The organism is Bradyrhizobium sp. Kon58, from assembly GCF_055807455.1.
The window spans coordinates 1-22856 of sequence record NZ_JBVVOT010000047.1; the positions used below are offsets into that span (position 1 = coordinate 1).

General features: G+C 64.4%; 20 protein-coding genes. 6 read left to right on the forward strand and 14 right to left on the reverse strand.

Annotation, left to right across the window (positions count from 1 at the left end):
* Positions 1–581: 581 nt before the first annotated feature.
* The gene (locus tag AC0L20_RS37455) at positions 582–800 is read right to left on the reverse strand and encodes a hypothetical protein (protein ID WP_473295320.1); all 219 of its coding nucleotides are present in this window, start codon (positions 798–800) and stop codon (positions 582–584) included.
* A 227-nt stretch (positions 801–1027) separates the two neighbouring features.
* On the opposite strand from AC0L20_RS37455, the gene AC0L20_RS37460 reads away from it, so the two are divergent.
* The 4 genes from AC0L20_RS37460 to uraD all read left to right on the forward strand — a co-directional run bounded on the left by AC0L20_RS37460 (position 1028) and on the right by uraD (position 3640).
* Positions 1028–1306 carry a hypothetical protein gene (locus tag AC0L20_RS37460; RefSeq protein WP_473295321.1) on the forward strand — a complete coding sequence of 93 codons (279 nt, stop codon included), beginning with the start codon at positions 1028–1030 and terminating at the stop codon, positions 1304–1306.
* 89 nt (positions 1307–1395) lie between these two features.
* Entirely contained in the window at positions 1396–1809 is a 414-nt protein-coding gene (locus tag AC0L20_RS37465) for a DUF3830 family protein (protein ID WP_007601448.1), read from the forward strand.
* Complete coding sequence (gene puuE / locus AC0L20_RS37470) at positions 1810–2745, forward strand: allantoinase PuuE (protein ID WP_473295322.1); 936 nt, start codon at positions 1810–1812, stop codon at positions 2743–2745. It abuts the gene before it with no gap.
* A 7-nt stretch (positions 2746–2752) separates the two neighbouring features.
* Positions 2753–3640, forward strand: coding sequence for a 2-oxo-4-hydroxy-4-carboxy-5-ureidoimidazoline decarboxylase (uraD, locus tag AC0L20_RS37475; protein ID WP_473295323.1), 888 nt, complete (start codon positions 2753–2755; stop codon positions 3638–3640).
* On the opposite strand, the gene AC0L20_RS37480 is transcribed toward uraD, so the two are convergent.
* Genes AC0L20_RS37480 through AC0L20_RS37490 form a run of 3 tightly spaced genes read right to left on the reverse strand, consistent with a single transcriptional unit; the run spans position 3637 to position 8604 of the window.
* On the reverse strand, positions 3637–5034 hold the full coding sequence (locus AC0L20_RS37480; protein ID WP_473295324.1) for a nucleobase:cation symporter-2 family protein: 1398 nt from the start codon (positions 5032–5034) through the stop codon (positions 3637–3639). The genes uraD and AC0L20_RS37480 overlap by 4 nt on opposite strands.
* 22 nt (positions 5035–5056) lie before the next feature.
* Positions 5057–7780, reverse strand: coding sequence for a molybdopterin-dependent oxidoreductase (locus AC0L20_RS37485; protein WP_473295325.1), 2724 nt, complete (start codon positions 7778–7780; stop codon positions 5057–5059).
* On the reverse strand, positions 7777–8604 hold the full coding sequence (locus AC0L20_RS37490) for an FAD binding domain-containing protein (protein WP_473295326.1): 828 nt from the start codon (positions 8602–8604) through the stop codon (positions 7777–7779). Before AC0L20_RS37490 ends, AC0L20_RS37485 begins: the two co-directional genes overlap by 4 nt.
* 153 nt (positions 8605–8757) lie before the next feature.
* On the opposite strand from AC0L20_RS37490, the gene AC0L20_RS37495 reads away from it, so the two are divergent.
* Positions 8758–10107 (forward strand): 8-oxoguanine deaminase, encoded by a 1350-nt coding sequence (locus AC0L20_RS37495; protein ID WP_473295327.1) that lies wholly within the window; start codon positions 8758–8760, stop codon positions 10105–10107.
* 107 nt (positions 10108–10214) lie between these two features.
* On the opposite strand, the gene AC0L20_RS37500 is transcribed toward AC0L20_RS37495, so the two are convergent.
* The 4 genes from AC0L20_RS37500 to AC0L20_RS37515 all read right to left on the reverse strand — a co-directional run bounded on the left by AC0L20_RS37500 (position 10215) and on the right by AC0L20_RS37515 (position 14920).
* Positions 10215–11291, reverse strand: coding sequence for a BMP family ABC transporter substrate-binding protein (locus tag AC0L20_RS37500; RefSeq protein WP_473281806.1), 1077 nt, complete (start codon positions 11289–11291; stop codon positions 10215–10217).
* Between the two features lie 78 nt (positions 11292–11369).
* On the reverse strand, positions 11370–12287 hold the full coding sequence (locus tag AC0L20_RS37505) for an ABC transporter permease (RefSeq protein WP_473295328.1): 918 nt from the start codon (positions 12285–12287) through the stop codon (positions 11370–11372).
* Positions 12274–13365 carry an ABC transporter permease gene (locus tag AC0L20_RS37510; protein ID WP_473295329.1) on the reverse strand — a complete coding sequence of 364 codons (1092 nt, stop codon included), beginning with the start codon at positions 13363–13365 and terminating at the stop codon, positions 12274–12276. Before AC0L20_RS37510 ends, AC0L20_RS37505 begins: the two co-directional genes overlap by 14 nt.
* Entirely contained in the window at positions 13349–14920 is a 1572-nt protein-coding gene (locus AC0L20_RS37515; protein WP_473295330.1) for an ABC transporter ATP-binding protein, read from the reverse strand. The genes AC0L20_RS37510 and AC0L20_RS37515 overlap by 17 nt, the downstream gene beginning before the upstream one ends.
* A gap of 572 nt (positions 14921–15492) precedes the next feature.
* On the opposite strand from AC0L20_RS37515, the gene AC0L20_RS37520 reads away from it, so the two are divergent.
* Entirely contained in the window at positions 15493–16602 is a 1110-nt protein-coding gene (locus AC0L20_RS37520) for a hypothetical protein (protein WP_473295331.1), read from the forward strand.
* Positions 16603–16738: 136 nt separating this feature from the next.
* Here the strand turns inward: AC0L20_RS37520 and AC0L20_RS37525 are convergent, their stop codons facing one another.
* The 6 genes from AC0L20_RS37525 to AC0L20_RS37550 are packed head-to-tail and all read right to left on the reverse strand — an operon-like array spanning position 16739 to position 22611.
* Complete coding sequence (locus tag AC0L20_RS37525) at positions 16739–17224, reverse strand: nucleoside deaminase (protein ID WP_473295332.1); 486 nt, start codon at positions 17222–17224, stop codon at positions 16739–16741.
* Between the two features lie 13 nt (positions 17225–17237).
* Entirely contained in the window at positions 17238–18770 is a 1533-nt protein-coding gene (locus AC0L20_RS37530; protein ID WP_473295333.1) for an ABC transporter ATP-binding protein, read from the reverse strand.
* Entirely contained in the window at positions 18767–19450 is a 684-nt protein-coding gene (gene biuH, locus AC0L20_RS37535; protein ID WP_211398220.1) for a biuret amidohydrolase, read from the reverse strand. The genes AC0L20_RS37530 and biuH overlap by 4 nt, the downstream gene beginning before the upstream one ends.
* A gap of 11 nt (positions 19451–19461) precedes the next feature.
* Positions 19462–20388, reverse strand: a complete 927-nt coding sequence (locus tag AC0L20_RS37540) for an ABC transporter permease (RefSeq protein ID WP_247403033.1) — start codon at positions 20386–20388, stop codon at positions 19462–19464.
* A gap of 1 nt (position 20389) precedes the next feature.
* Positions 20390–21502, reverse strand: a complete 1113-nt coding sequence (locus AC0L20_RS37545) for an ABC transporter permease (RefSeq protein WP_473295334.1) — start codon at positions 21500–21502, stop codon at positions 20390–20392.
* Positions 21499–22611 (reverse strand): BMP family ABC transporter substrate-binding protein, encoded by a 1113-nt coding sequence (locus tag AC0L20_RS37550; protein WP_247402838.1) that lies wholly within the window; start codon positions 22609–22611, stop codon positions 21499–21501. The genes AC0L20_RS37545 and AC0L20_RS37550 overlap by 4 nt, the downstream gene beginning before the upstream one ends.
* Positions 22612–22856: the final 245 nt, after the last annotated feature.

The window sequence follows — 22856 nt, forward strand, 5'->3', positions numbered from 1 at the left end:
AAACTGCGGCGAAATGGCGGGCCGTGCGTACGGCAAAACCGTGTGGTCCTGGCCGTCGTTGCTACGGTCAAGCCCTGGCGAATGCGGCATCTGCGTCAACCGGCGCGGTGCCGGTGAATTTCGCGAAGGCGAGGGAGGCCAAAAGGAACTCGGCTCCCGGGAGAGCACGGCATAAGCCGTCCAACCATCGCGCAGGGAAGGCCGAGTGATTGGCTACACCTGTATGCTGCTGTGCGGTTTTTTGCGCTACATCTTCGCGCAGCGGACCGCGGGTGCCAGCCGGCACCCGGCCTTCCCTGTGCCCTCTTGGACAAGAGGGTGGAGTGACGAAGCAAAGCTCGGGCGAAACGCGCCGCGAGGACGCGAAGACGTGTCTGCAATCTGAATGCGAGCTGGAAGAGTGCCGCTGCCGCCTCATGCTCCGTCATTGCGAGCGCAGCGACTTGTCCGCCGAAGCTTTAGCGAAGGCGGAAGCAATCCAGAAATGCATCCGTGGAAAATGTCTGGATTGCTTCGTCGCAAGAGCTCCTCGCAATGACGATTTGGAGGCAGTTTGGCTTGATCGCGCCAGGCTTCCCGCATCACCGTCCCGCTGGTGCAGACATCGCGCCGTTGGAATAGCGCGACCAGTCGGGCCCGGTCGGCTGCGACGGCCAGAGCGCGGCGTTGGAGTCGCGCACCGACTGGGTGATGGGATGGGGTTGCGCCTTGCGGACATGACGACCGTCGTTCGCAGCGGCGGTCTGGATCGTGGCGGCGGCAATCAGCGTCGCGCCGAGAATGATGAAAGTCTTTTGCATTGTTTCTTTCTCCTGTGACGACGCCCGGCTGTGAGATGTGTGTTTTGTTTGGTCGCCGTCGCGGCTGACATGGCGATGCGCCCAGCCGATATCAGCGCTCGCGACATCACATTGGGGCGAGCCAATTTTCTAGCCTCGGCTAAATATTCGGCAATCGCGCCCATAGCCCCGATGGACTCGACCTGTGCAATCCGGTTCAATGGGCCAAATTTGGTTTCTGGGCGACAATGATGTCGAAATATCTACTGGTCCTTCTGCTGATCGCCTCGCCGGCCGTGGCGCAGGTCAAGCTCACCCCAAAAACCTCGGCGGCGCATCAGGACCCCTGCGCGCCGATCGGGCGGACCGCGGACGGTAAGCTGGTCTACTCCATGAAATGCGAGAATTTGCCGGTACCGCCTCCGCCGCCGCAGGCGGAACTGAGGGAGGCGCCGCAGCCCGCCGCCGAGCCGGAGCCCGAGACGCGGCGGAGTGGCGTTTTCGGCTGGTCCTACGACCGCAGGTAACGGGCCGCGCCCCTTGCGCGAAGCCCGACGGAGTGCTCTTTGCCTGAAAATTCCCCGTGGGGCCACCGCCCCCGATCCAGAGAGATGAGATGACCAAACTCGTGATCCGCGCCGGCGACTTCACTTTCGATGCCCGTTTCGAGGAGCAGGCGGCGCCCAAGACTGTCGCCGCGTTCCGCAAGGCGCTGCCGTTCGAAAGCCACATCATCCACGTGCGCTGGAGCGGCGAGGGCGTGTGGATGCCGCTCGGCGATCTCGATTTCGGTGTCGGCTACGAGAACCACACCAGTTATCCCGCGCCCGGTCAGATCATCCTCTATCCCGGCGGCATCAGCGAGACCGAGATCCTGATGGCTTATGGCGGCGTGCACTTCGCGAGCAAGATGGGCCAGCTCGCCGGCAACCATTTCATCACGCTGACCTCTGGCCTGGAGAATCTGGCGACGCTCGGCAAGAGCGTGCTGTGGAAGGGCGCGCTGCCGATCCGCTTCGAGGAAGTCTGAGTGACTGAGCCCCGCTACCCGCGCGATCTCCGCGGTTACGGCCGCAACCCGCCGCACCCGCAATGGCCCGGCAACGCGCGGGTCGCGGTACAGTTCGTCGTCAATTTCGAGGAGGGCAGCGAAAACAACATCCTGCATGGCGATCCCGCCTCGGAAGCGTTCCTGTCCGACGTGCTCGGCGCGCAGCCTTGGCCCGGCCAACGCCATGCCAATATCGAATCGATGTTCGAATATGGCTCGCGGGCCGGCTTTTGGCGGCTGTGGCGGATGTTCACCCAGCGGAAGTGGCCGACCACCGTGTTCGGTGTCGCCACAGCGCTCAAGCGCAATCCGGAAATCGTTGCTGCCATGAAGGAGGCGGGCTGGGACATCGCCAGCCACAGCCTGAAGTGGATCGAGCACAAGGACATGACCGAGGCGCAGGAGCGCGCGGAGATCGCGGAAGCGATCCGCGTCCACACGGCGGCGACCGGCTCGCGGCCGCTCGGCTGGTACACCGGACGCTCCTCGATCAACACCAACCGTCTGTTGATGGAGGAGGGCGGCTTCCTCTATCTCAGCGATTCCTATGCCGATGATCTGCCTTATTGGGTCAAGGCCGCGAGCGGCAAGCAGCTCGTGATTCCCTATACGCTTGACGCCAACGACATGCGCTTCATCAATCCGCAAGGCTTTGCCGAAGGCGAGCAGTTCTTCACCTACCTGAAGGATGCCTTCGACGTGCTCTATGCCGAAGGCGAGGGCGCGCCGAAGATGATGTCGGTCGGCCTGCATTGTCGTCTCGCCGGTCGCCCCGGCCGCGCGGCGGGGCTGATCCGCTTCCTCGACTACATCGGCAAGCACGAGCGCGTCTGGGTGCCGACGCGGTTGCAGATCGCCCAGCATTGGCACGACAAGCTCGCGCACCTTGCGGCCGACGCATTCGAGATCGGATAGGGAAGCAATGTCACAGATCGCCTTGTCTGATCTCAATGCCGCGAGCTTCGATGATTTCGTGGCCGTACTTGAAAACGTGGTGGAGTACTCGCCTTGGATTGCCCAAGAAGCCGCGGCGCGCCGTCCGTTTGCCGGCATCAATTCACTGCTCGACGCGATCAAGGCGGCGATCGCTAGCGCTGAGCCCGAGGTGCAGCTGGCGTTGATACGCGCGCACCCCGACCTCGCAAACAAGACCCAGCGCGCAGCGGGACTCACGCCTGACTCGACTGCCGAGCAGAGCAGCGCTGGTCTAGACCGTCTGTCGGACACCGAATATGCGGCCTTCGAGCGGGCGAACAATGCGTATCGCGAAAAATTTGGTATCCCCTATATCGTCTGCGCGCGCCGGCACACCAAGGATTCCATTCTGCGTGACTTCGAGTCGCGACTGCAGAACATTGCCAAGACCGAGACACGCCGTGCGCTCGAGGAAATCTCCCGCATCGCTGCGCTGCGGCTGGACCAGCTCGTCAGTGCTGACGACAAGCTGAAAGTGCACGGCCGGCTCTCGACCCATGTGCTTGACAACCACGCCGGCAAGCCCGCGCCGGGCATTCCGGTCGAGCTGGTCGAGCTCGCGAACCTCGGCGAGAGCCGCGTGATAGCGCGCGCGGTGACCAACGCGGACGGCCGCACCGACCGGCCGCTGATCGGCGGCCGCCCGCTGCCGATCGGCCGCTACGAGCTTCGCTTTAGCGTCGCCAAATATTACGCCGAGCGCAACGTGCAGCTCTCCGACCCGCCGTTCCTCGACGAGATCCCGCTACGCTTTGCGATCGGCGAGCCGGAAAGCCACTACCACGTGCCGCTGCTGGTCACGCCGTGGAGCTATTCGACCTATCGCGGCAGTTAAACATGTTGCGCGGATGAGGCGACCGCTGCTGCATCCGCTTCCGCCGCAGCTCCTCCGCTCAATCCGTTGAAGAAGGCATTGAGCAGCACGGAGACGATCGCACAGAGCAGAATGCCGGACTCCAGCAGCGGCTGGAGATCGTGCGGCAAATTCCTGAAGAAGCCCGGTGCGGCGAGCGGGATCAGGCCGAAGCCGATCGAGATCGCGACGATGAAGAGATTGTAACGATTGTTGCGGAAGTCGACCGAGGTGAGGATGCGGGCGCCTGTTGCGGCGACCATGCCGAACATCACGAGGCCGGCGCCGCCGAGCACGACCAGCGGCACGGCCTCGACCAGCGCGGCGAGCTTCGGCAACAGGCCGAGCACGAGCATGATGCAGCCGCCCGTGACCGTCACCCATCGCGAACGCACGCCGGTGACCGAGACGAGGCCGACATTCTGCGAGAACGACGTGTACGGGAAAGTGTTGAAGATGCCGCCGAGCAGCGTGCCCACGCCGTCGGCGCGCAGGCCCCGGCTCAGGGCTTCGCGGTCGACCGTCTTGCCGGTGATGTCGCCGAGCGCGAGGAACATGCCGAGTGATTCGATCATCACGACGACCATGACGACGCACATGGTGATGACAGGCACCAGATGGAATTGCGGCATGCCGAAGCGGAACGGGATCACGACGGCGCCCCAGGAGGCCGCAGCCACCTTGTCGAAATGCATCACGCCGAGGATGCTCGCAAGCACGGCACCGGCGATGATGCCAAGCAGCACGGAGACGTTGGCGAGGAAGCCGGTGCCCCATTTGATCAGGCCGAGAATGGAGAGCAGCACGAACAGCGAAATGCCGAGCCCCTGCAACTGCCCATAGGCCGGATTGGGAAAGCTGCCCGCGACGCCGTCGACCATCCTGGTCAGCGTCGGCAGGCCGCCACCGGCCCAGTTGATGCCGACCCGCATCAAGGAGATGCCGATGACGAGAATGATGCTGCCGGTGACCACGGGCGGGAACAGCGGCAGCAGCCGGCTGACGAACGGCGCCGCGACAATGCCGAACAGGCCGGCCGCGATCACCGAACCGTAGATGCCGAGCAGGCCGATGTCAGGTGAAGCCGCCATCGACAGCATCGGACCGACGGATGCGAAGGTCACGCCCATCATCACGGGCAGTCGGATGCCGACGCCGGGAAAGCCGAGACATTGCACCAGCGTCGCAAGCCCGCAGGCGAACAGATCGGCGCTGATCAGGAAGGCGACATCCTCCGGCGGCAATTTGAGTGCGCGCCCGATGATCAGGGGCACCGCGACCGCGCCGGCATACATCACCAGCACATGCTGCAGCCCGAGCGCCAGCAGGCGCGGGACCGGCAAGACCTCGTCGACGGGATGCACTTCGCTGCTCATGGATCAATCCCCCGAAATATGCCTATCCAAACTTATCGTGCAGCGCCGGAAACAGCCGGTCCGGCTTGAAGGGCGGCGCCGTGAAGCGGATGCCGGTGGCATCGGCGATCGCGTTGCCGAGCGCGGCGGCGACCGGATTGTACGGACTCTCGCTCATCGACTTCGCCCCCAGCGGGCCGATCGTGTCGGAGGTCTCGGCGAAGAAGACCTCGGTGCGGGGCACGTCGGCGAAGGAGGGCAGGTGGTAGTCGCGGAATTTGGGGTTGACGACGCGGCCGTCCGCGTCGATCACCATCTCCTCGTAGAGCGCGGCACCGAGCGCCTGCGCGACACCGCCTTCGACCTGACCGCGGCACTGCATGGGATTGGCGACGACGCCGGCGTCCGCCGCATGCACGCTCCTGAGAATCCGGAGCTCGCCGGTGCCCTTGTTCACGGCGACGCGAAAGCCTTGCACGTTGAAGCCGACCGAACGCGGCGTGCCGCCGGAATTGCCGGCGCCTGCGAACGGCTGTCCGCGTTCGCGCGCGAGCTTGGCCAGCTCCACAAAGGACATCCGCCGCACGCCACTGACGACGGCTTCGCTCTCGAGCGTGCAGCTCCCGACGTCGCAGAGCCATGCGCCGGCGGCGGCCGCCTTCAGCTCGGTCGCAAGCTGCATGGCCGCGGCATGCGTCGCCTTGCCGGCGACGAACATGCCGGCGCTGCCATAGGCGCCGGTGTCGTGGCCGCCATGGGCGGTGTCGGACTGGCGCAGCCGGATGCGGTCGACGGTGGTCGCAAGCGTCGTGGCCGCAATCTGCCGATGCACGGTGCTGGTGCCGTTGCCGAATTCCGCGGTGCCGACGGTGAGGTCGAAGCTGGCGTCGTCGTTGAGTGCGACTATCGCATCCGCGAGATGGCCTGCCGGGGGTACTGTGTCGATCATGGTCAGCGCGATGCCGTCGCCGATCAGCCACTCCGGCGACAAGCCTGGCTGCGGGCCATCGGCCTGCATCGCGCGCTCGACGAGGTTGAGGCACTGGTCGAGCCCGTAGGAGCCGTAGAGCACGTCGTGGAATTCCGACGGCGGCGGCGACAGCATGGGGTCGCCGGGCTTGACGACATTGCGCCGGCGCATCTCGTAAGGGCTGATGCCGAGCTGCTTGGCCAGTTCGTCGATCGCGGCCTCGACCGCGATCAGTGTTTGCGGCAAGCCATAACCGCGAAACGCGCCTGCCGGCACCGTATTGGTGTAGACCGCATAGCCGTCGACCCGCTTGTTCGGGCAATTGTAGACGGCGATGGATTCGGCCAGCGAGTGGAACATCACCGGGCCGGCGTGATTGCCGTAGGCACCGGTGTTGGAGAGCACGTCGAGCTGGAGCGCGGTGAGCTTGCCGTCCGCGGCCGCGCCGGCCTTGACGTGGACCCGCATCGGATGCCGCGTCGAGGTTGCGATGAACTGCTCCTCGCGGGTGAGCTCCAGCTTCACCGGCCGTCCGGTCTTGAGCGCGGCGAGCGCCAGAATGTCCTCGACGAACATCTCCTGCTTGCCGCCAAAGCCGCCGCCGACGCGCTCGCAGAAGACGCGGACCTTGTCCATGGGAAGCTCGAAGATATCGGACAGCGCGCGCCGGGTCAGGAACGGCACCTGCGTCGAGGTGCGGACATTGAGCACGCCCGAAGCATCGAGCCAGGCCAGGCCGCCATGGGTTTCCAAAGCGGCGTGCTGCACACGGTGACTATGGAAGGTGCCCTCGAAGGTGGCGGCGGATGTCGCGAGCGCAGCGGCCACGTCGCCGAATTCGCCATGCGTCTCCGCGGCGAGGTTGCGCTGGGCATCGGCAACGCGGTTCGCGGTGGTGCGATCGGGATGAATGACGGGCGCGCCGGGCGCCATCGCCTGCTCCGCATCGACCAGCGCGGGCAAAATCTCGTAACTGACCTTCAACCGGCGGCAAGCGTCCTCGGCGGCGGCTTCGCTGTCTGCGACGACGGCGGCGACCTTCTGTCCGATGAAGCGGACAACATCGTCGAGGACACGGGTGTCCTCGGGATCCATCCAGTCCTTCTCGTGCCGCGCGGTCGACATCAGAGTGGTTGGCGCATCCTCATGCGTCAGCACCGCGTGCACGCCGGGAACGCTCAGCGCTTCCGACTTGTCGATCGCGACGATCCTCGCGTGGGCATGCGGTGAACGGAGCAGCTTGATATGCAGCAATCCGTCGACCTGCGTGTCGAACGTGTAGCGCGCCTTGCCGCGCACGACATCGGGGCCTGCTGGCGCCGGCAGGCTGCGGCCGAATGCGGCGCCGGCCTCGACGTTCGCCTCGATATTGGTCTTGCCGAGCAACGCATCCTCGATCGAACGATAGCCGGTGCAGCGGCAGATATTGCCCTTCAGCGCCACGCCGAGATCGGTGCGCTGCGCCTGGTTCAGCGAGGCGCAGGTCAGGATCATGCCAGCGGTGCAGAAGCCGCATTGAAAGCCCTGCGCATCAAGGAATGCCTGCTGCATCGGATGCGCGCCGCCGTCTCCGCCGAAACCTTCGATTGTGATCACGGCGCGCCCCTCGGCGCGAAACGCCGGGATCAGACAGCTATGCACCGGCTCGCCGTCCAGCAGCACGGTGCAGGCGCCGCAATCGCCGGCGTCGCAACCCTTCTTCACGCCGAAATGACCGAGCTCGCGCAGGAACGTGCGCAGGCACTGGCCGGCGCGTGGCTCCTGCGAAAACGGCTTGCCGTTGACCTCGAAGCTCATGGCGACGGTGCTCCGAGGAGTTCGTCGCGGATCTCTTCGGCAAGCCGCAGTGTCATGTGCTTGCGCCAGAGCGGCTTGCCGTGGATGTCGGTGTGGTAGAGATCGTCCGTGATCTGTTGCGCGATGGCGTCGCGAAGCGCTGTCACGTCAGGGGCCTCGCGAAAGGACAACCGGATCGGCCGTACCGTCGCGGCGGTCACCGTGAGCGTCAGCATGCCAGCGGCATCCAGACTGCCGATCAGGAGCGCCGCCGAGCGGCCGACCGGCGCCAGCGAGATCTGGCGGAAGGCCGTACGACGCTTCAGCGCGGCGATCGGAATATCGATCTGCCGGAGCAGGTCGCCCGGCGCCAGAAGGTTACGCTGGTTGCCGGTGACGAAGTCGACGACGGGCATCATCTGTTCGCCGCCACCGGCCCTCCAGATGGTGCAGATGCCCTCGAGCGCAGCGGTGAGCGAGATCATCGGTCCCGCCGGCAGCGACATGCAGAGATTGCCGCCGACGGTCGCCGTCTTCCAGATCTTGAACGAAGCAAGGAAGGCGCGGCAGCACTGGTTGATCAGCGGCGCCGCGAACCAATCGGGTGGGCAGACGAATCCATCGAGCTGCGCAACGGTGCAGGTGGCCGCGATGCTGAAATGGCTCTCGGTGACTGTCAGAGCCGGCCACTTGAGGTCGGTGAGATCGATGAGCCGAGCGAGGTGAACTTGCGGCTCCGAGAACAGCCAAGTGCCGCCCGCGAGCCAAGCATCACCTGGCGTCCAAACGGGCAGCTGCGTGCGCGTTTGCGGATGGGCGACCGCTGTGATGGTATTCAAGTCCATGGCGACGCCAACGCTTCCAACGAGTGAATCGAGCCAGGAGAAAGTCTTGCAAGACGAGCGCCAAGTCGCAACAACAAGTCGCAGCAAAAACGCAATCAGGCCGGGCCCTGCCTTGCAGGCCTGTCGTCAGCGGATGTGAGGAGGAGCAGGTTCATGAGCGATGCAAAGCCGATCTGGATCAGGGATCCCCTGGCTATCCTCGCCGATGGCGCCGAGCGCGGGATCGTGGTGAAAGGCGGCCGGATCGTCGAGCTGGTGCCGGCCGGCGCTGCGCCTGCAACCGCTGACGTCGCGGTGTTCGACGCTGGCGACCACGTCGTGCTGCCGGGCCTCATCAACACCCATCACCATTTCTACCAGACGCTTACGCGGGCGCTGCCCGCGGCGATGGACCGCGAGCTGTTTCCCTGGCTCCAGGCGCTCTATCCGGTGTGGGCGAAGCTGACGCCTGAAGCTCTCGAGCTCAGCGTCACCGTGGCGATGTCCGAACTGCTGCTGTCGGGCTGCACCACCACGACGGATCATCACTACGTATTTCCGGCAGGCCTCGAGGACTCCGTCGACATCGAGGTCGCAGTCGCAAAACGGCTTGGCGTGCGCGTTCTGCTCACGCGCGGCTCGATGAACCTGTCGCAGCGCGACGGCGGTCTGCCGCCTGACAGCGTCGTGCAGGATGAGGACACCATCCTCGCGGACAGCGCGCGCGTGGTCGCCAAGTACCACCAGCGCGGTGCGGATGCCATGGTGCAGATCGCGCTGGCGCCATGCTCGCCCTTCTCGGTGACGACGTCCCTGATGCGCGCCACCGCCGATCTCGCCGACAAGCTCGACGTGCGCCTGCATACCCATCTTGCCGAGACCGAGGACGAGAACAGGTTCTGCCAGGAGATGTATGGCTGCCGTCCGCTCGACTATCTCGAACAATGCGGTTGGCTCAATGCGCGGACGTGGCTCGCCCATGGCATCTTCTTCAACGCGGACGAGATGAAGCGGCTCGCCAAGGCGAAGACCACGATCAGTCATTGCGCCTGCAGCAACCAGCTCCTGGCCTCCGGCTGCTGCCCCGTCTGCGAGATGGAGGAGGCCGGTGTCGGCATCGGCATCGGCGTCGATGGCTCGGCCTCGAACGACGGATCGAACCTGATGCAGGAGGTGCGGGCCGCGTTCCTGCTGCAGCGGGCGCGTTATGGGGTAACGAAGGTCAGTCACAAGGATGCGCTGCGCTGGGCCACCAAGGGCTCGGCAGCCTGCGTCGGTCGGCCGGAACTCGGCGAGATCGCCGTCGGCAAGGCGGCCGATCTCGCGCTGTTCAGGCTCGACGAGCTGCGCTTCTCCGGCCATGGCGATCCCCTGGCCGCACTGGTGCTGTGCGGGGCGCATCGGGCGGACAGAGTGATGGTGGCAGGGAGATGGGCCGTGATCGACGGCGCGATCCCCGGCCTGGATGTCGCCGATCTGATCAGCCGGCACAGTTCCGCGGCGCGAGCGATGCAGGCGGGTTAATCAGCAAAATAGAAAGAGGGGGCGACCACAAGTGCCGGGTGCTTCTGGCCACCCCCTCCGAACCTGTTCCGGGAGGAGCAGGTGATTTAGACAAAGCAAGAAGCGTGCTACTTGCCCGGCAGCTTGTCGTCGATGCCCTTGACGTAGAAATTCATGCCGAGGATCTGGCCGTCGTCGAGATTGGCGCCGCCCTTGCACTCGACGGGCTTGCCGTCCTGCCCAAGGACCGGGCACTTGAACGGATGCAACTTGCCCGCGGTGATCGCGGCCTGGGCATCCTCGGCGATCTTCTTCACGTCGTCAGGCATGTTGGTGTAGGGCGCCATCGCGAACATGTGGCTGTCGAGGCCGCCCCAGCTGTCCTCGGATTTCCAGGTTCCGTCGAGCTCGGCCTTGACCCGGGCGATGTAGTAGGGACCCCAGGTATCGAGGATCGAGGTCAGCTGGGTCTTCGGCCCGAACTTGATCATCTCGGAATCCTGGCCGAAGGCGAGCTTGCCGCGTTCGCTGGCGATCTGCATCGCGGCCGGCGAATCCGTGTGCTGCATGATGACGTCGGCGCCCTGGTCGATCAGCGCCTTGGCGGCGTCGGCTTCCTTGCCCGGGTCGAACCAGGTGTTGGCCCAGATGATCTTGACCTTGATGTTCGGGTTGATGGTCTGCGCGGCGAGGATCGTCGCGTTGATGCCGGAGACGACCTCGGGAATCGGGAACGAGCCGATATAGCCGAGCACGCCGGACTTCGACATCTTGGCCGCGATCAGGCCCTGGATGTAGCGGCCCTGGTACCATTTGGCCGAATAGGTCGACATGTTCGGATTGCGCTTGTATCCGGTCGCATGCTCGAAATGCACGTTCGGATATTTCTTCGCGACTTTCAGCGTCGGATCCATGTAGCCGAACGAGGTGGTGAAGATCAGCTTGTTGCCGGCGCGGACAAGCTGCTCGATCGAGCGCTCGGCATCGGGGCCTTCAGGCACGTTTTCGAGAAAAGTGGTCTCGATCTTGTCGCCGAGCTCCTTCACCAGCGCCTGGCGTGCCAGCTCATGCTGATAGGTCCAGCCGAGGTCACCGACCGGGCCGAGGTAGATAAATCCGACTTTCAGCTTGTCGGCGGCGGAGGCTGCACTGACGCTCCCGGCAAGCAAAAGCCCGGCAGTCAGCGCAAGAAGTGATTTCCTCATTATCAATCTCCAAACATCAGGGGAAAGCCACGATCCCCAACGTGCGCGCCCCATCGCGCACGCCGCGGAAATGAAACGCTAGCGGTCAGGCACGAACACGGTGCCAAGCGCGGCCGGCGCCGTCGATCCACCCGTGCGCGCGCGGGACAGCAGGACCAGGACGATGACAGTCGCAAGATACGGCAGCGCCGACATCAACTGCGAGGGAATGCCGACGCCCCAGCCCTGCGCGTGCAGCTGCAGGATCGTCACCGCGCCGAACAGATAGGCGCCGACCACGAGGCGGCCGGGCCGCCAGGACGAGAACACCACCAGCGCCAGTGCGATCCAGCCGCGGCCCGCAGTCATGCCCGGAATGAAAAACGGCGTATAGGCGAGCGGCAGATAGGCGCCGGCAAGCCCGGCGCAGGCGCCTCCGAACATCACGGCGATGGTTCTGATGCGCAGAACGGGGTAGCCGAGCGCATGCGCGGAGACGTGGTTGTCGCCGCAGGCACGCAGGATCAATCCTGGCCGCGTGCGATACAGGAACCACCAGACGCCGGCGACCAGCGCCAGCGAAAAATAGACAAAGGCGTCCTCGCCGAACAGCACGCGGCCGATCAGTGGGATGTCCGTGAGGCCGGGAATGTAAAGATGCGTTGCCGGCGTGATGCGCTCGCCGACGAAACCGGCGCCGATCAGGCCGGAGAGTCCGACGCCCAGGATGGTCAGCGCCAGCCCTGTCGCAACCTGGTTGACCGCAAGCCCGAGCGCCATCAGTGCGAAGACCAGTGACATCAACGTGCCGGCGACGATGCCGAACAGCGCGCCGATGAAGATCGAGCCGGTCAGCCACGCACCTGCAAAGCCACATGCGGCACCGACGATCATCATGCCCTCGACGCCGAGATTGAGCACGCCGGAGCGCTCGGTCACGAGCTCGCCGGTCGCCGCGATCAGGAGCGGCGTCGAGGCGGCGAGCACTGCGAGAATGATGGCTTCAATGAGTTCCACGAGCCACCTGTCGGTTCGGGAAGACCAGCTTGAAGCGGTAGAGAATGAGGGAATCGCAGGCAAGCACGTAGAACAGCAGGATGCCCTGAAAAACCTTGGTGACGTCCAACGGGATCTTCATCGCGATCTGCGCCTGCTCGCCGCCGATAAAGGTCAATGCAAGAAAAAGGCCTGCAATTAATATTCCAAGGGGGTTCAAACGGCCGAGAAAGGCCACGATGATCGCCGTAAAGCCGTAACCCGGCGAGATGCTGGGCTGCAGATGCCCGACCGGACCTGCTACCTCGATGATGCCGGCGAGGCCGGCAAGCGCGCCCGAGACGGCGAAGGTCAGGAGGATCAACTGGTTGGAATTGAAGCCGCCGAACCGCGCCGCGCGGGGCGCTGCACCGACCACGCGAATCTCGAATCCCTTGATGGTGCGTCCGAGCAGGATCGCCGCCGCGGCGACGACAAGGAGGGCGATGATGGAGCCAAGATGCAGCCGGCCGCCTTCGATCAGCAGCGGCACCGTCGCGACCGGATCGAACTCGGCTGTAGTCGGGAAGTTGAAACCGTGCGGATCGCGCCAGGGGCCGCGCACGAGATAGTCGAGGAAGAGATCGGCCACATACACCAGCATCAGGCTGGTCAGGATCTCGCTGGCGCCGAACTTCACCTTGCAGATTGCCGGGATCAGTGCGTAGAGCGCGCCCGCCGCGGCGGCGAGCACCAGCATGATCGGCAGCACCCAGACGCCGGCGTCGGTGCCCTGCGTCTTCACCGCAATCCAGCTTCCGGCGACTGCGCCAATCAGGAACTGCCCTTCGGCGCCGATGTTCCAGGCATTGGCGAGATAGCAGAGCGACAGCCCGATCGCGATCATCACCAGCGGTGTCGCCTTCACCGCGATTTCCTGGAGCGAATAGCTGTCGGTCAAAGGCGCGATGAAATAGGCGTGCAGGGCAAGCAGCGGATTCTTGCCGAGAATCGCGAACAGGATGACCATGGTCACGATCGTGAGGCCGATCGCGATCAGCGGAGAGATCAGCGCGATCGTGTTGGAGCGCTCGGCGCGCTTCTCAAGCACCAACTGCATGCGCGGCCTCCTTCGGCTCCAGCGTGCTGCCGCCCATCAACAGGCCGAGTTTTTCGCGCGTCGCCTCGCTGGTGGCGAGCGGCGCAGACAGATGGCCATGGAACATCACGGCGATGCGGTCGGCGATTTCCGCGAGCTCGTCGAGATCCTGGCTGGTGACGAGCACGGCGGCGCCTGCGGTTGCGAGATCAAGCAGCGCCTGGCGGATGACGGCGGCAGCGCCGGCGTCGACGCCCCAGGTCGGTTGGCTCACCACCAGCACCGCGGGATTGCGCAGGATCTCGCGTCCCACAATGAACTTCTGCAAATTGCCGCCGGAGAGGGATGCTGCTTCCGGATCGCGCTTGGCCTTGCGGACGTCGAACGTCTCGGTTGCGCGGTCGACGGTCTTCAGAGTGGCCGCGGTATCGATGAAGCCGTGATGGACCATGCCGCTGGCGGCGTGCCCGGTGAGCAGCGCGTTCTCCGAAAGCTTCATGCGCGGCGCGGTGCCGTGGCCGAGCCGCTCCTCGGGAACGAAGGCCGCGCCGAGCTTGCGGCGCTGCGTGATCGAGAGATGGCCGGCAGCAAGGCCTTCGATCACGATCGTGCCGGGATCCTTCGACAGGCGTTCGCCGGACAGCGCGGCGAACAGTTCGTCCTGGCCGTTGCCGGCGACCCCGGCGATGCCGAGGATCTCGCCGCCTTTCAGCTCGAACGAGATGTGCTCGAGTCGCACGCCATGCGCCTCGCCGGGGGCGAGCGAGAGGTCGTTGACGACGAGGCGCGGCACGGTGGTCTGCCGGCCGGCGGCCGCCTTCACTTCCTTGATCTCGCCGCCGACCATCATGCGCGCGAGCGAAGCGGCGGTCTCAAGCCTGGGATTGCAGGTCTCCACCTTCTTGCCGCCGCGCAGGATCGTTGCCGTGTCGCACAGCCGCTTCACCTCTTCGAGCTTGTGGCTGATGTAGAGGATGGCGCGGCCTTCGGCCTTGAGCCGCTCCAGCACGATGAAGAGCTGGTCGGCTTCCTGTGGCGTCAGCACTGCGGTGGGCTCGTCAAGGATCAGGAATTGCGGATCCTGCATCAGCGCGCGCACGATCTCGATGCGCTGGCGTTCGCCGACTGACAATTGCCAGACCTCGCGTTTGGGATCGAGCGGCAATCCATACGTCTTCGACACCTGCTCAAGCCGCGCCGACATGTCTTTGAAGGATTCTTTCCCGTCGAGGCCGAGCGCAACGTTCTCGGCGACGGTGAGATTGTCGAACAACGAGAAATGCTGGAACACCATGCCAATGCCGCGGCTGCGCGCTTCCGAGGGGCCGGACAGCACGATCGGCTGGCCCCGCCAGAAAATCTGGCCAGCGCTGGGCTGGATCAGCCCGTAGATCGCCTTGACCAGCGTCGACTTGCCGGCGCCGTTCTCGCCCAGCAGCGCGTGGATTTCCGTTGGCCAGATATCGATGTCGATGGCGTCGTTGGCAAGGAAATCGCCATAGCGCTTGGTGAGCCCGACCGTCCTGAGGAGCGGGGACTCGCCGGAATGCAGGCTCTTAGCCGTGGGATCCAACATTCGCTGATGCGCTTGCATGGGGTGAAGTGCCTCAATACTGGGCTAGTTTGAACCGCCGCGTAAGGTGTGAAAAAGCGTCATCCCTTGCTCAACGCTTCGGCAGGCAAGTGGTCTCGGCGAGTCGCGGCTGTCGCCGGGCGGCGATCGTCCTCAAATGCCTGCCGAGCAGCCTTTGCTGTCCCGACTTGCGTGCGACGCGTGTTGCAAATTTGTGACGGCTCAAGCCAAATCGGAACCCGCTATGCAGGCTTGGCGTGAAGTTAAGCAGAGACGCGCCATCACGCGTATGCATTTGCGAACACCGCGACAGTAGCTCCGGCCCATCTTGTCTGCCTCGTCCGCTCGACATGAAAAGGCGAGCGAAATCAAACGGGAATATCCGGCAATGGCCGCTCTCGCCTGACCGTGTGGCGGTAAGGCTTGGCTTCCAAATCCGCCGGTGAAACGCAGCACCCTGTGCAAACAAGCGGCATGCCTTGAAACAAGTTGAGGCTTCTCACTCCGGGAGATCGGCGCAAGTGTCGCACCCAAGGGACGTTCATTTTTACGTGTCCAAACTTGGGGGTATTCGGATGTCGTTTCGTATGAAGGCAGTTGCGGCGGCGGCGCTGTCACTTGTTACGCTCGCAACCGGCGGCATGGCTCAGGCGGCGGATCTGCCGGTCAAGGCTGCCAAGAAGGCGGCTGACCTTCCGTTCTTCCTGGTGATCGACGACCGCGTCACCTTCTCCTACATTTTCAATGCCTCGCAGCCCGGTGCATTCACCAACACCAACGGTGTAATCAACGCCAAGACGACGAAGCAGGTCTACTCCTTCACCCACTTCGATGCCTGGACTTACGGCACCAACTTCTTCACCATCTCGATGTTCAAGTCGGACCACAACGATCCGGCAGGCCCCTGCACCGCCACAGGCGTGGTCGTTTCGCCGGCTGCGGGCTTCGCAGCGACGCCGACGAGCTGTGCCGGCGCGACAGAAATCTACGGTCTTTTCCGCTCGACCTTCGGCTGGAACGAGATCTTCAACACCAAGGCCTTCACGCAGGGCCCGCTGCACAATATCTCGTTCGAGGTTGGCATGGATGCCAACACGGAGAACCGGTATTTCGGCGCCGCCAAGCGCGACGTTGTCGCCGGTCTGCAGTTCGCCTTCGATCTTCCCTATAAGGGCTACTTCAACGTCGCACCGCTGGTGTATTGGGAGTTCGCCAACCACAACTCCTTCTCGCAGTGCGGCGCCGGTTGGTCCGCTCCGTGTATTGCTGACGGCAACACGTCGTTCAAGCCGACCTGGGCGATCGAAACCAACTACTACATGGACCTCGGCTTCCTGCCGCAGAACATGCAGTATTTCTCGATCAGCGGCCGCGCGGCGTGGTACGGCAAGAAGGGCACCGACACTGAGCCGCTTCCCGCCAGCGTCGCCAATAACGTCTATCCGACCAAGGTCGAGTTCAATTCCGAGCCGATCCGCCTGACCCTCGATGCCTCGAAGGCGATTTGGGGTGAGAAGTACTCGCACTTCGTCGACGTCTGGGTCGCCTATCGCTACTGGCAGAACAAGTTCGGCCTCGATCACAACAATGCCTTTGCTTGCACCACCTTCGTCGGTGGTACGAAGGTGAGCACCGGATCCTGCACCGAGTCCTCGCTCTACTCCGGTATCACTGTGAAGTTCTAACCACCTGATATTCTTCAGGTGAATGACGATGACGCCGCGTCAAACCTCCGCGGCGTCATCTTCGTTTGGGGGATGGGCTGGGTACCGGCAGGCGGCCCTTCGGTGAAGCGCGGCGCAAGGCCCGCTCGGCGGCCGCCTACTTCGTCCAGACGCCGTCGTGCAGCGCTTCGGCCTCGTCTTCGAGCAACGGCCCCGCAACCTCTGTCGGCCTCTGGCCACTGGCAAAGACCTCGCGGCAGGGCAGGTCGAGTGTCGGGTTCTCCGGATGATCGCCGGTAACGCCGCGCAGGCGGTGCTCGCTGAGGCCATAGACGACACGGCCGATGCCGGCCCAGTAGATCGCGCCGGCGCACATCGCGCAGGGCTCGGCGGAGGAATAGAGCGTGGCCTTCGCCAACACCTCGCGGCCGAGCGTGCGGCAGGCCTGCGTGGCGGCGAGGCGCTCGGCATGCGCGGTGCCGTCGTGATCCGGCATGTAGCCGTTCTCGGCCTCGATCAGGACCTTGCCCTCGGCATCGACGACGATGCAGCCGAAGGGATGGTTGCCGTGGGTGAGGGAACGGCGGGCGACCGCAAAGGAAAGGCGGAGGAAGTGCTCGTCGCGCTCGGACCCGCCGCTCATCGCTCTTCCCTGGTCAATGTCCCGCCATATGCCGGCCGACAACGGTCAGATCGGCTTCGCTGGTCCGTACTTCATACACGAATTCGCCGTGGAACATCACCACCAGCCGATCGGAGAGTTCAAGGAGTTCGTCGAGATCCTCGCTGACCAGCAGCACCGCGGCGCCGCGGTTCCGCGCGGCCATGATCTCGGCATGGATTTGCGCCACCGCCGCGAAATCAAGCCCGAAACAGGGATTGGCTGCGATCAGCACCTCGACGTCGCCGCCGAGCTCGCGGGCCAGCACGGCGCGCTGGACGTTGCCGCCCGACAGTGCTGAGATCGGCGTGTCGGGCGTGCGGGTCTTGATCTTGTATTGGGCGATCTTCTTCCTGGCGTCGACGCGGAAGGCACCGCGGTTGAGCCACCAGCCCAGGCTAGCGAAAGGCGAGCGGTCGAACTCGCGAAAGGCGATGTTGTCGGCGACGCTCATGCCGCCGACACAGGCGTTCTTCAGTGGCTCCTCCGGCAGGAGTGACATGTTATGCCGCCGCATCTCCTCGCGGCTGGCGTGATAAGGATCGCCGGCGACACGGATCTCGCCACTCTCGGCTTCGCGCTGCCCGGCCAGCACCTCGACGAGCTGGCGCTGGCCGTTGCCGGAGACACCGGCGATGCCGACGATCTCGCCGGCGCGGACCGTGAGGGAGACGTCATGAACGGCGATGGCGCCGGCGTCGTCGAGCGCGCGCATCTTCGCCAGCTCCAGCCTCGCCTTGCCGGCCTCTCCGGTGCGGGGCGGCTGCACCGTCAGCTCCTCGGCGCCGATCATGGTGCGCGCCATCGCGTCCGGCGTCAGTTCGGACACCTTGCCGGCGCCGGCGAGCTTGCCGCGGCGCAGGATCGTGACGTCGTCGGCGAAGGCCATGACCTCGCGGAATTTGTGTGTGATCATCAGGATGGTCAGCTCGCCCTTGACGACCATGTCACGGAGCATGCCGAGCACTTCGTCGGCTTCCGCAGGGGTTAGCACTGATGTTGGCTCGTCCAGGATCAGGAAGCGGCGCTTCAGGTAGAGCTGCTTGAGGATCTCGCATTTCTGCCGCTCGCCCGCGGAGATGTCGGCGACTTTTGCGCTGAGCGGGACCTTGAACGGCATGCGCGCGAGAAAGGCCTCGAGCTCCTTCATCTCTTTCGGCCAGTTCACGACAGCCGGCACGTCATCGCGCGCCAGCACCAGATTTTCGGCGACCGTCATCGCCGGCACCAGGGTGAAATGCTGGTAGACCATGCCGAGGCCGAGTGCGTGGGCGTCCTTCGGATTGCCGATCGCCTGCTCGCGCCCCCCGACCAGGATGTCGCCCTCGGTGGCGTGATAGTAACCCATGATGCATTTGACCAGGGTCGACTTGCCGGCGCCGTTCTCGCCGAGCAGCGCATGGAACGAACCCGGCCGCACTTTCAGCGCGACATTGTCCAGCGCCAGGAAATCACCGAAGCGCATGGTCATGGCGATGGCATCGACGCCGAAGGCGCCCGATGGCGGCGGCGTTTCGCCGACGATCACGAAATCGCTCCGATGAAAGCGTCGGAAGTCGAGACCGCGCCGAACACGCCGCCCTGCATCTTGATCATCTTCAGCGCGTGGTCGTGGTTGCTCTTGTCGGTGGCACCGCAGCAATCGTGCAGCAGCACACATTCGAAGCCGCGGTCGTTGGCCTCGCGCATGGTGGTGTGAACGCAGACGTCGGTGGTGATCCCGGTGAGCACGATGTTCTCGATGCCGCGCACGCGCAGGATCAGCTCCAGATCGGTGGCGCAGAACGAGCCCTTGCCGGGCTTGTCGATGATGGGTTCGCCCGGCAGCGGCGCGAGCTCCGGGATGATGTCCCAGCCGGGCTCGCCGCGCACCAGGATGCGGCCGCAGGGACCGGGATCGCCGATGCCGGCGCCGATCTGCCGGGAACGCCAGCGCTTGTTGGCGGGCAAATCCGAGAGATCGGGACGGTGGCCTTCGCGGGTGTGGATGATGTGAAAGCCTTGGCTTCGCATGGCCGTCAGCAGTTTCTTGATCGGCTCGATCGGCGCCCGTGTCAGTGAGAGGTCGTAGCCCATCTTGTCGACATAGCCGCCGACGCCGCAGAAATCGGTCTGCATGTCGATGATGATGAGCGCGGTATTTTCGGGACGGAGATCGCCGTTATAGGGCCAGGCATAGGGCTCGGACTTGATGGTGCGCTCGGGCATGATCTGGCTCTCTAGCGGGTGATCGACAATTCGGCCGGGGCACCGGTCAGCGTGCGTTTCGGCGAGCAAGTGATGATCATGATCGCCAGCGTCAGGATGTAGGGTGCGGCGTTGAAGAGGTGGTAGCCGGAGGTGACGCCGACCGATTGCAGCGCCGGGCCCAGCGCCGCGGCGCCGCCGAAGGCGAGCGAGGCCCACAGACACAGCAAGGGATCCCAGCGCGCGAAGATCACGAGCGCCACGGCCGTGATGCCCTGCCCCGAGGACAGGCCTTCGTTCCAGCTTCCGGGATAGAACAGCGACAGGAACGAGCCGCCGATGCCGGCAAGGAAGCCGCCGACCATGGTCGCGCGCAGGCGGATCAGCAGCACGGAGTGGCCCATCGCACGCGCGGCGTCCGAACTCTCGCCGGCGGTGCGGATCAGGAGGCCCCAGCGCGTGGTCCGGAAGGCCCAGTAGAGAATTGGCGCGAGCGCGACGCCGATCAGGAACAGCACGTTAACCCGTAGGGCCGCGCGCACCTGCGGAATGTCGCTCCACCAGCCGAAATCGATTGCGGGCAGTCGAGGTGCGGTGGGCTCGATCAGCGGCTTGCCGAGGTAGAAGGCAAGCCCGGTGCCGAACAGCATCAGCGCGATGCCAACCGCGACGTCGTTGACACGCGGCAGCGAGCAGATGCCGGCATGCAGCGCGCCCAGAAGCGCGCCGGTGAAGCCAGCGGCGAGCACGCCCAGCCACGGCGATCCCGTGAGGTAGGAAATGCCGTAGGCGCTCATCGCGCCCATCACCAGCGTGCCTTCGAGGCCGAGATTGATGCGGCCGGAGCGCTCGGTGATGCATTCCCCCAGGCTCACGAACAGGAACGGGGTCGAGACGCGAATGGCGCCGCCGAGCACGGCGAGCGGGACAGTCCAGAGTCCGATCGAGCCGTCTGCCATCTCAGGATTTTCCCTTCAGAAACCCGATACGGCCGTAGAGCGCATCGCTGGCCAACACGAAGACGAAGATGATGCCTTGCAGCACCAGCACGGATGCATCCGGCACTCCGAGGCGGCGCTGCAACAGCCCGCCGCTGGCGCTGATACCACCGAGCAGGATCGCGACCGGGATAATGGCAAGCGGATTTTGCCGCGCCAGGAAAGCAACGAGAATTCCGGTGAAGCCGTAGCCTGCGGCGAGGTTGGCGTTGGTGCGCCCCTGCACGGCGGCGACCTCGACCATGCCGGCAAGGCCCGCGGCGCCGCCGGCGAGGAAGCAGATGGTCAGGATCAGCTTGCTGACATTGAGGCCGACGATCTTGGCAGCGCGGATGTTGCCGCCGGCAACGCGCGCGGCGAAGCCAAACACGGTGTGATAGATCAGGATGTAGGCGGCGATCGCGGCGATCAGGCCGAATACGAGACCCCAATGCACGTCGGTGCCGGGGATCGATCCGATCATGTTGGCCGCGCCGATCTCGCGGGTCGACGGCTTGTTGAGGCTCGCGGGGTCGCGCATTGCGCCTTCGACGAGATGGTTGAGGACGGCGAGCGCGATGTAAACGAGCAGCAGGCTCGAGATCGTCTCGTTGACGCCGCGATATTGCCGCAGCGCGCCCGAGAGCATGACCCACAGGCCGCCGCCGATCACGCCCGCGATGACCATGGCGATCTGCACGATGAGCGGCGGCATGCCCTGAAGCACCAGTGCCGCGCTGGTTGCCGACAGCGCGCCGACCAGAAGTGCGCCTTCGCCGCCGATGATAACCATGCCGAGCTGCGCGGGCAGCGCCGTGCAGAGTGCGGTAAGGATCAGCGGTGCCGCGCGCGTCAGCGTGTTCTGCCATGAGAACCAGGTGCCGAACGCGCCGTAGTACATGTAGAAATAGAGGTCGAGCGGGCTCTTGCCGAACATCGCGACGAAGATGCCGAAGACCCCGAGTGCGCCGGCCAGCGCCGCGCCCGGGATCAGGATATCTTCGATCGCTCCGCCGTAACGCTGGAGGAATCCCGGATCGGCGGCCGGGGCAACCGTCCCGACCGCTTCAACGGAATCCGCAGCTTCCGTCGTCACGAAGTCGCCCCGACCACGCCCTCCACGAGATAGTCCATCTTCTCGAGTTCGGGATCCTTCTGGCCGCGATCAGTGCCGGCCGCGATCACCGTCTTGCCCTTGTTGTCGACCAGGCCTCCCTTGAAGATGGCGTAGCCGTCACCGGACAAGAACTTGGCCTTGACGTCGTCGGCGTGCTTGCGCGCCTCGGCGGAGACCGCTTCGCCATACGGCGAGGTCTTGACGATCTCTTCCTTGAGGCCGCCGCGATAGAAGTTCGGGATACTCTCGCCGGCGGCGATCATCTTGACGAACTTGGGGTACAGCGCTTCCCAGTTCCACTCGGCTCCCGTGAGATACGCTTTTGGCGCGAGCGGCGACTGGTTGACGTGATAGCCGCACACCATGGCGCCCCGACGCGCGGCGTTCTCGACCATGGTCTTCGGACCGTCGACGTGACAGGTGAGGACGTCGACGCCCTGGTCGATCAGACTGTTGGTGGCCTCGGCTTCCTTGACCGGCATCGACCAGTCGCCGGTGAAGATGACTTGCGTGGTGGCCTTGGGATTGGCAAGCCTCGCGCCGAGCGCGAATGCGTTGATGTTGCGCAGCACCTGCGGGATCGGTTTCGCGGCGACGAAGCCGAGCTTGCCGCTCTTGGAGCTGTAGCCGGCGACGATGCCCGAGATATACTGGGCTTCATCGATATAGCCGAAATAGCTGCCGGCGTTCTTTGGGTCCTTGTCGCTCCACAGGCCGCCGCAGTGCTCGAAGTGCAACTTCGGGAATTTGTTGGCCATCTTGACCATGTGCGGATTGTAGTAACCGAACGAGGTTGGGAAGAGCAGGGTGGCACCGTCGAGATTGATCATGGACTCGATCGTTTTCTCGACCGCGTCGGTCTCCGGCACCTTCTCTTCTTCCACGACCTTGAGGCCGGGAATCTTCTTCAGCGCCGCCGCGCCCTGCGCATGCGCCTGGTTGTAGCCATAGTCGTCGCGCGAGCCGACATAGATGAAACCGATCGTCGTCTCGGCCGCAAAGGACGGGCGCGCGCCGGCCGCCGCGCCGAGGGTGAGGGCCGCACCGCCCTGCAACAAATGACGTCGTGAGATCCTGCCAAATTCCATTGCTTGCTCCCTTGGCGGATGCACCGCCTCATCTCGCGCTGCGCCGGTCTGGCGGAGCACGAGATCAATTGTCGCAAGCTTCGTGCCAGAGATAACCGAGAGACAGTTTCCAATTAAGCCATTGAAAGTAATTAGTTATTTTTATCGATCCGAGCTTGATCAGGAAAGTAGCAGATGAAATTATAAGCAGTTTTTTGTAATTGTATGCAATGGAGTTAAGCAGTTTTGACCGCCTTGGACATGTG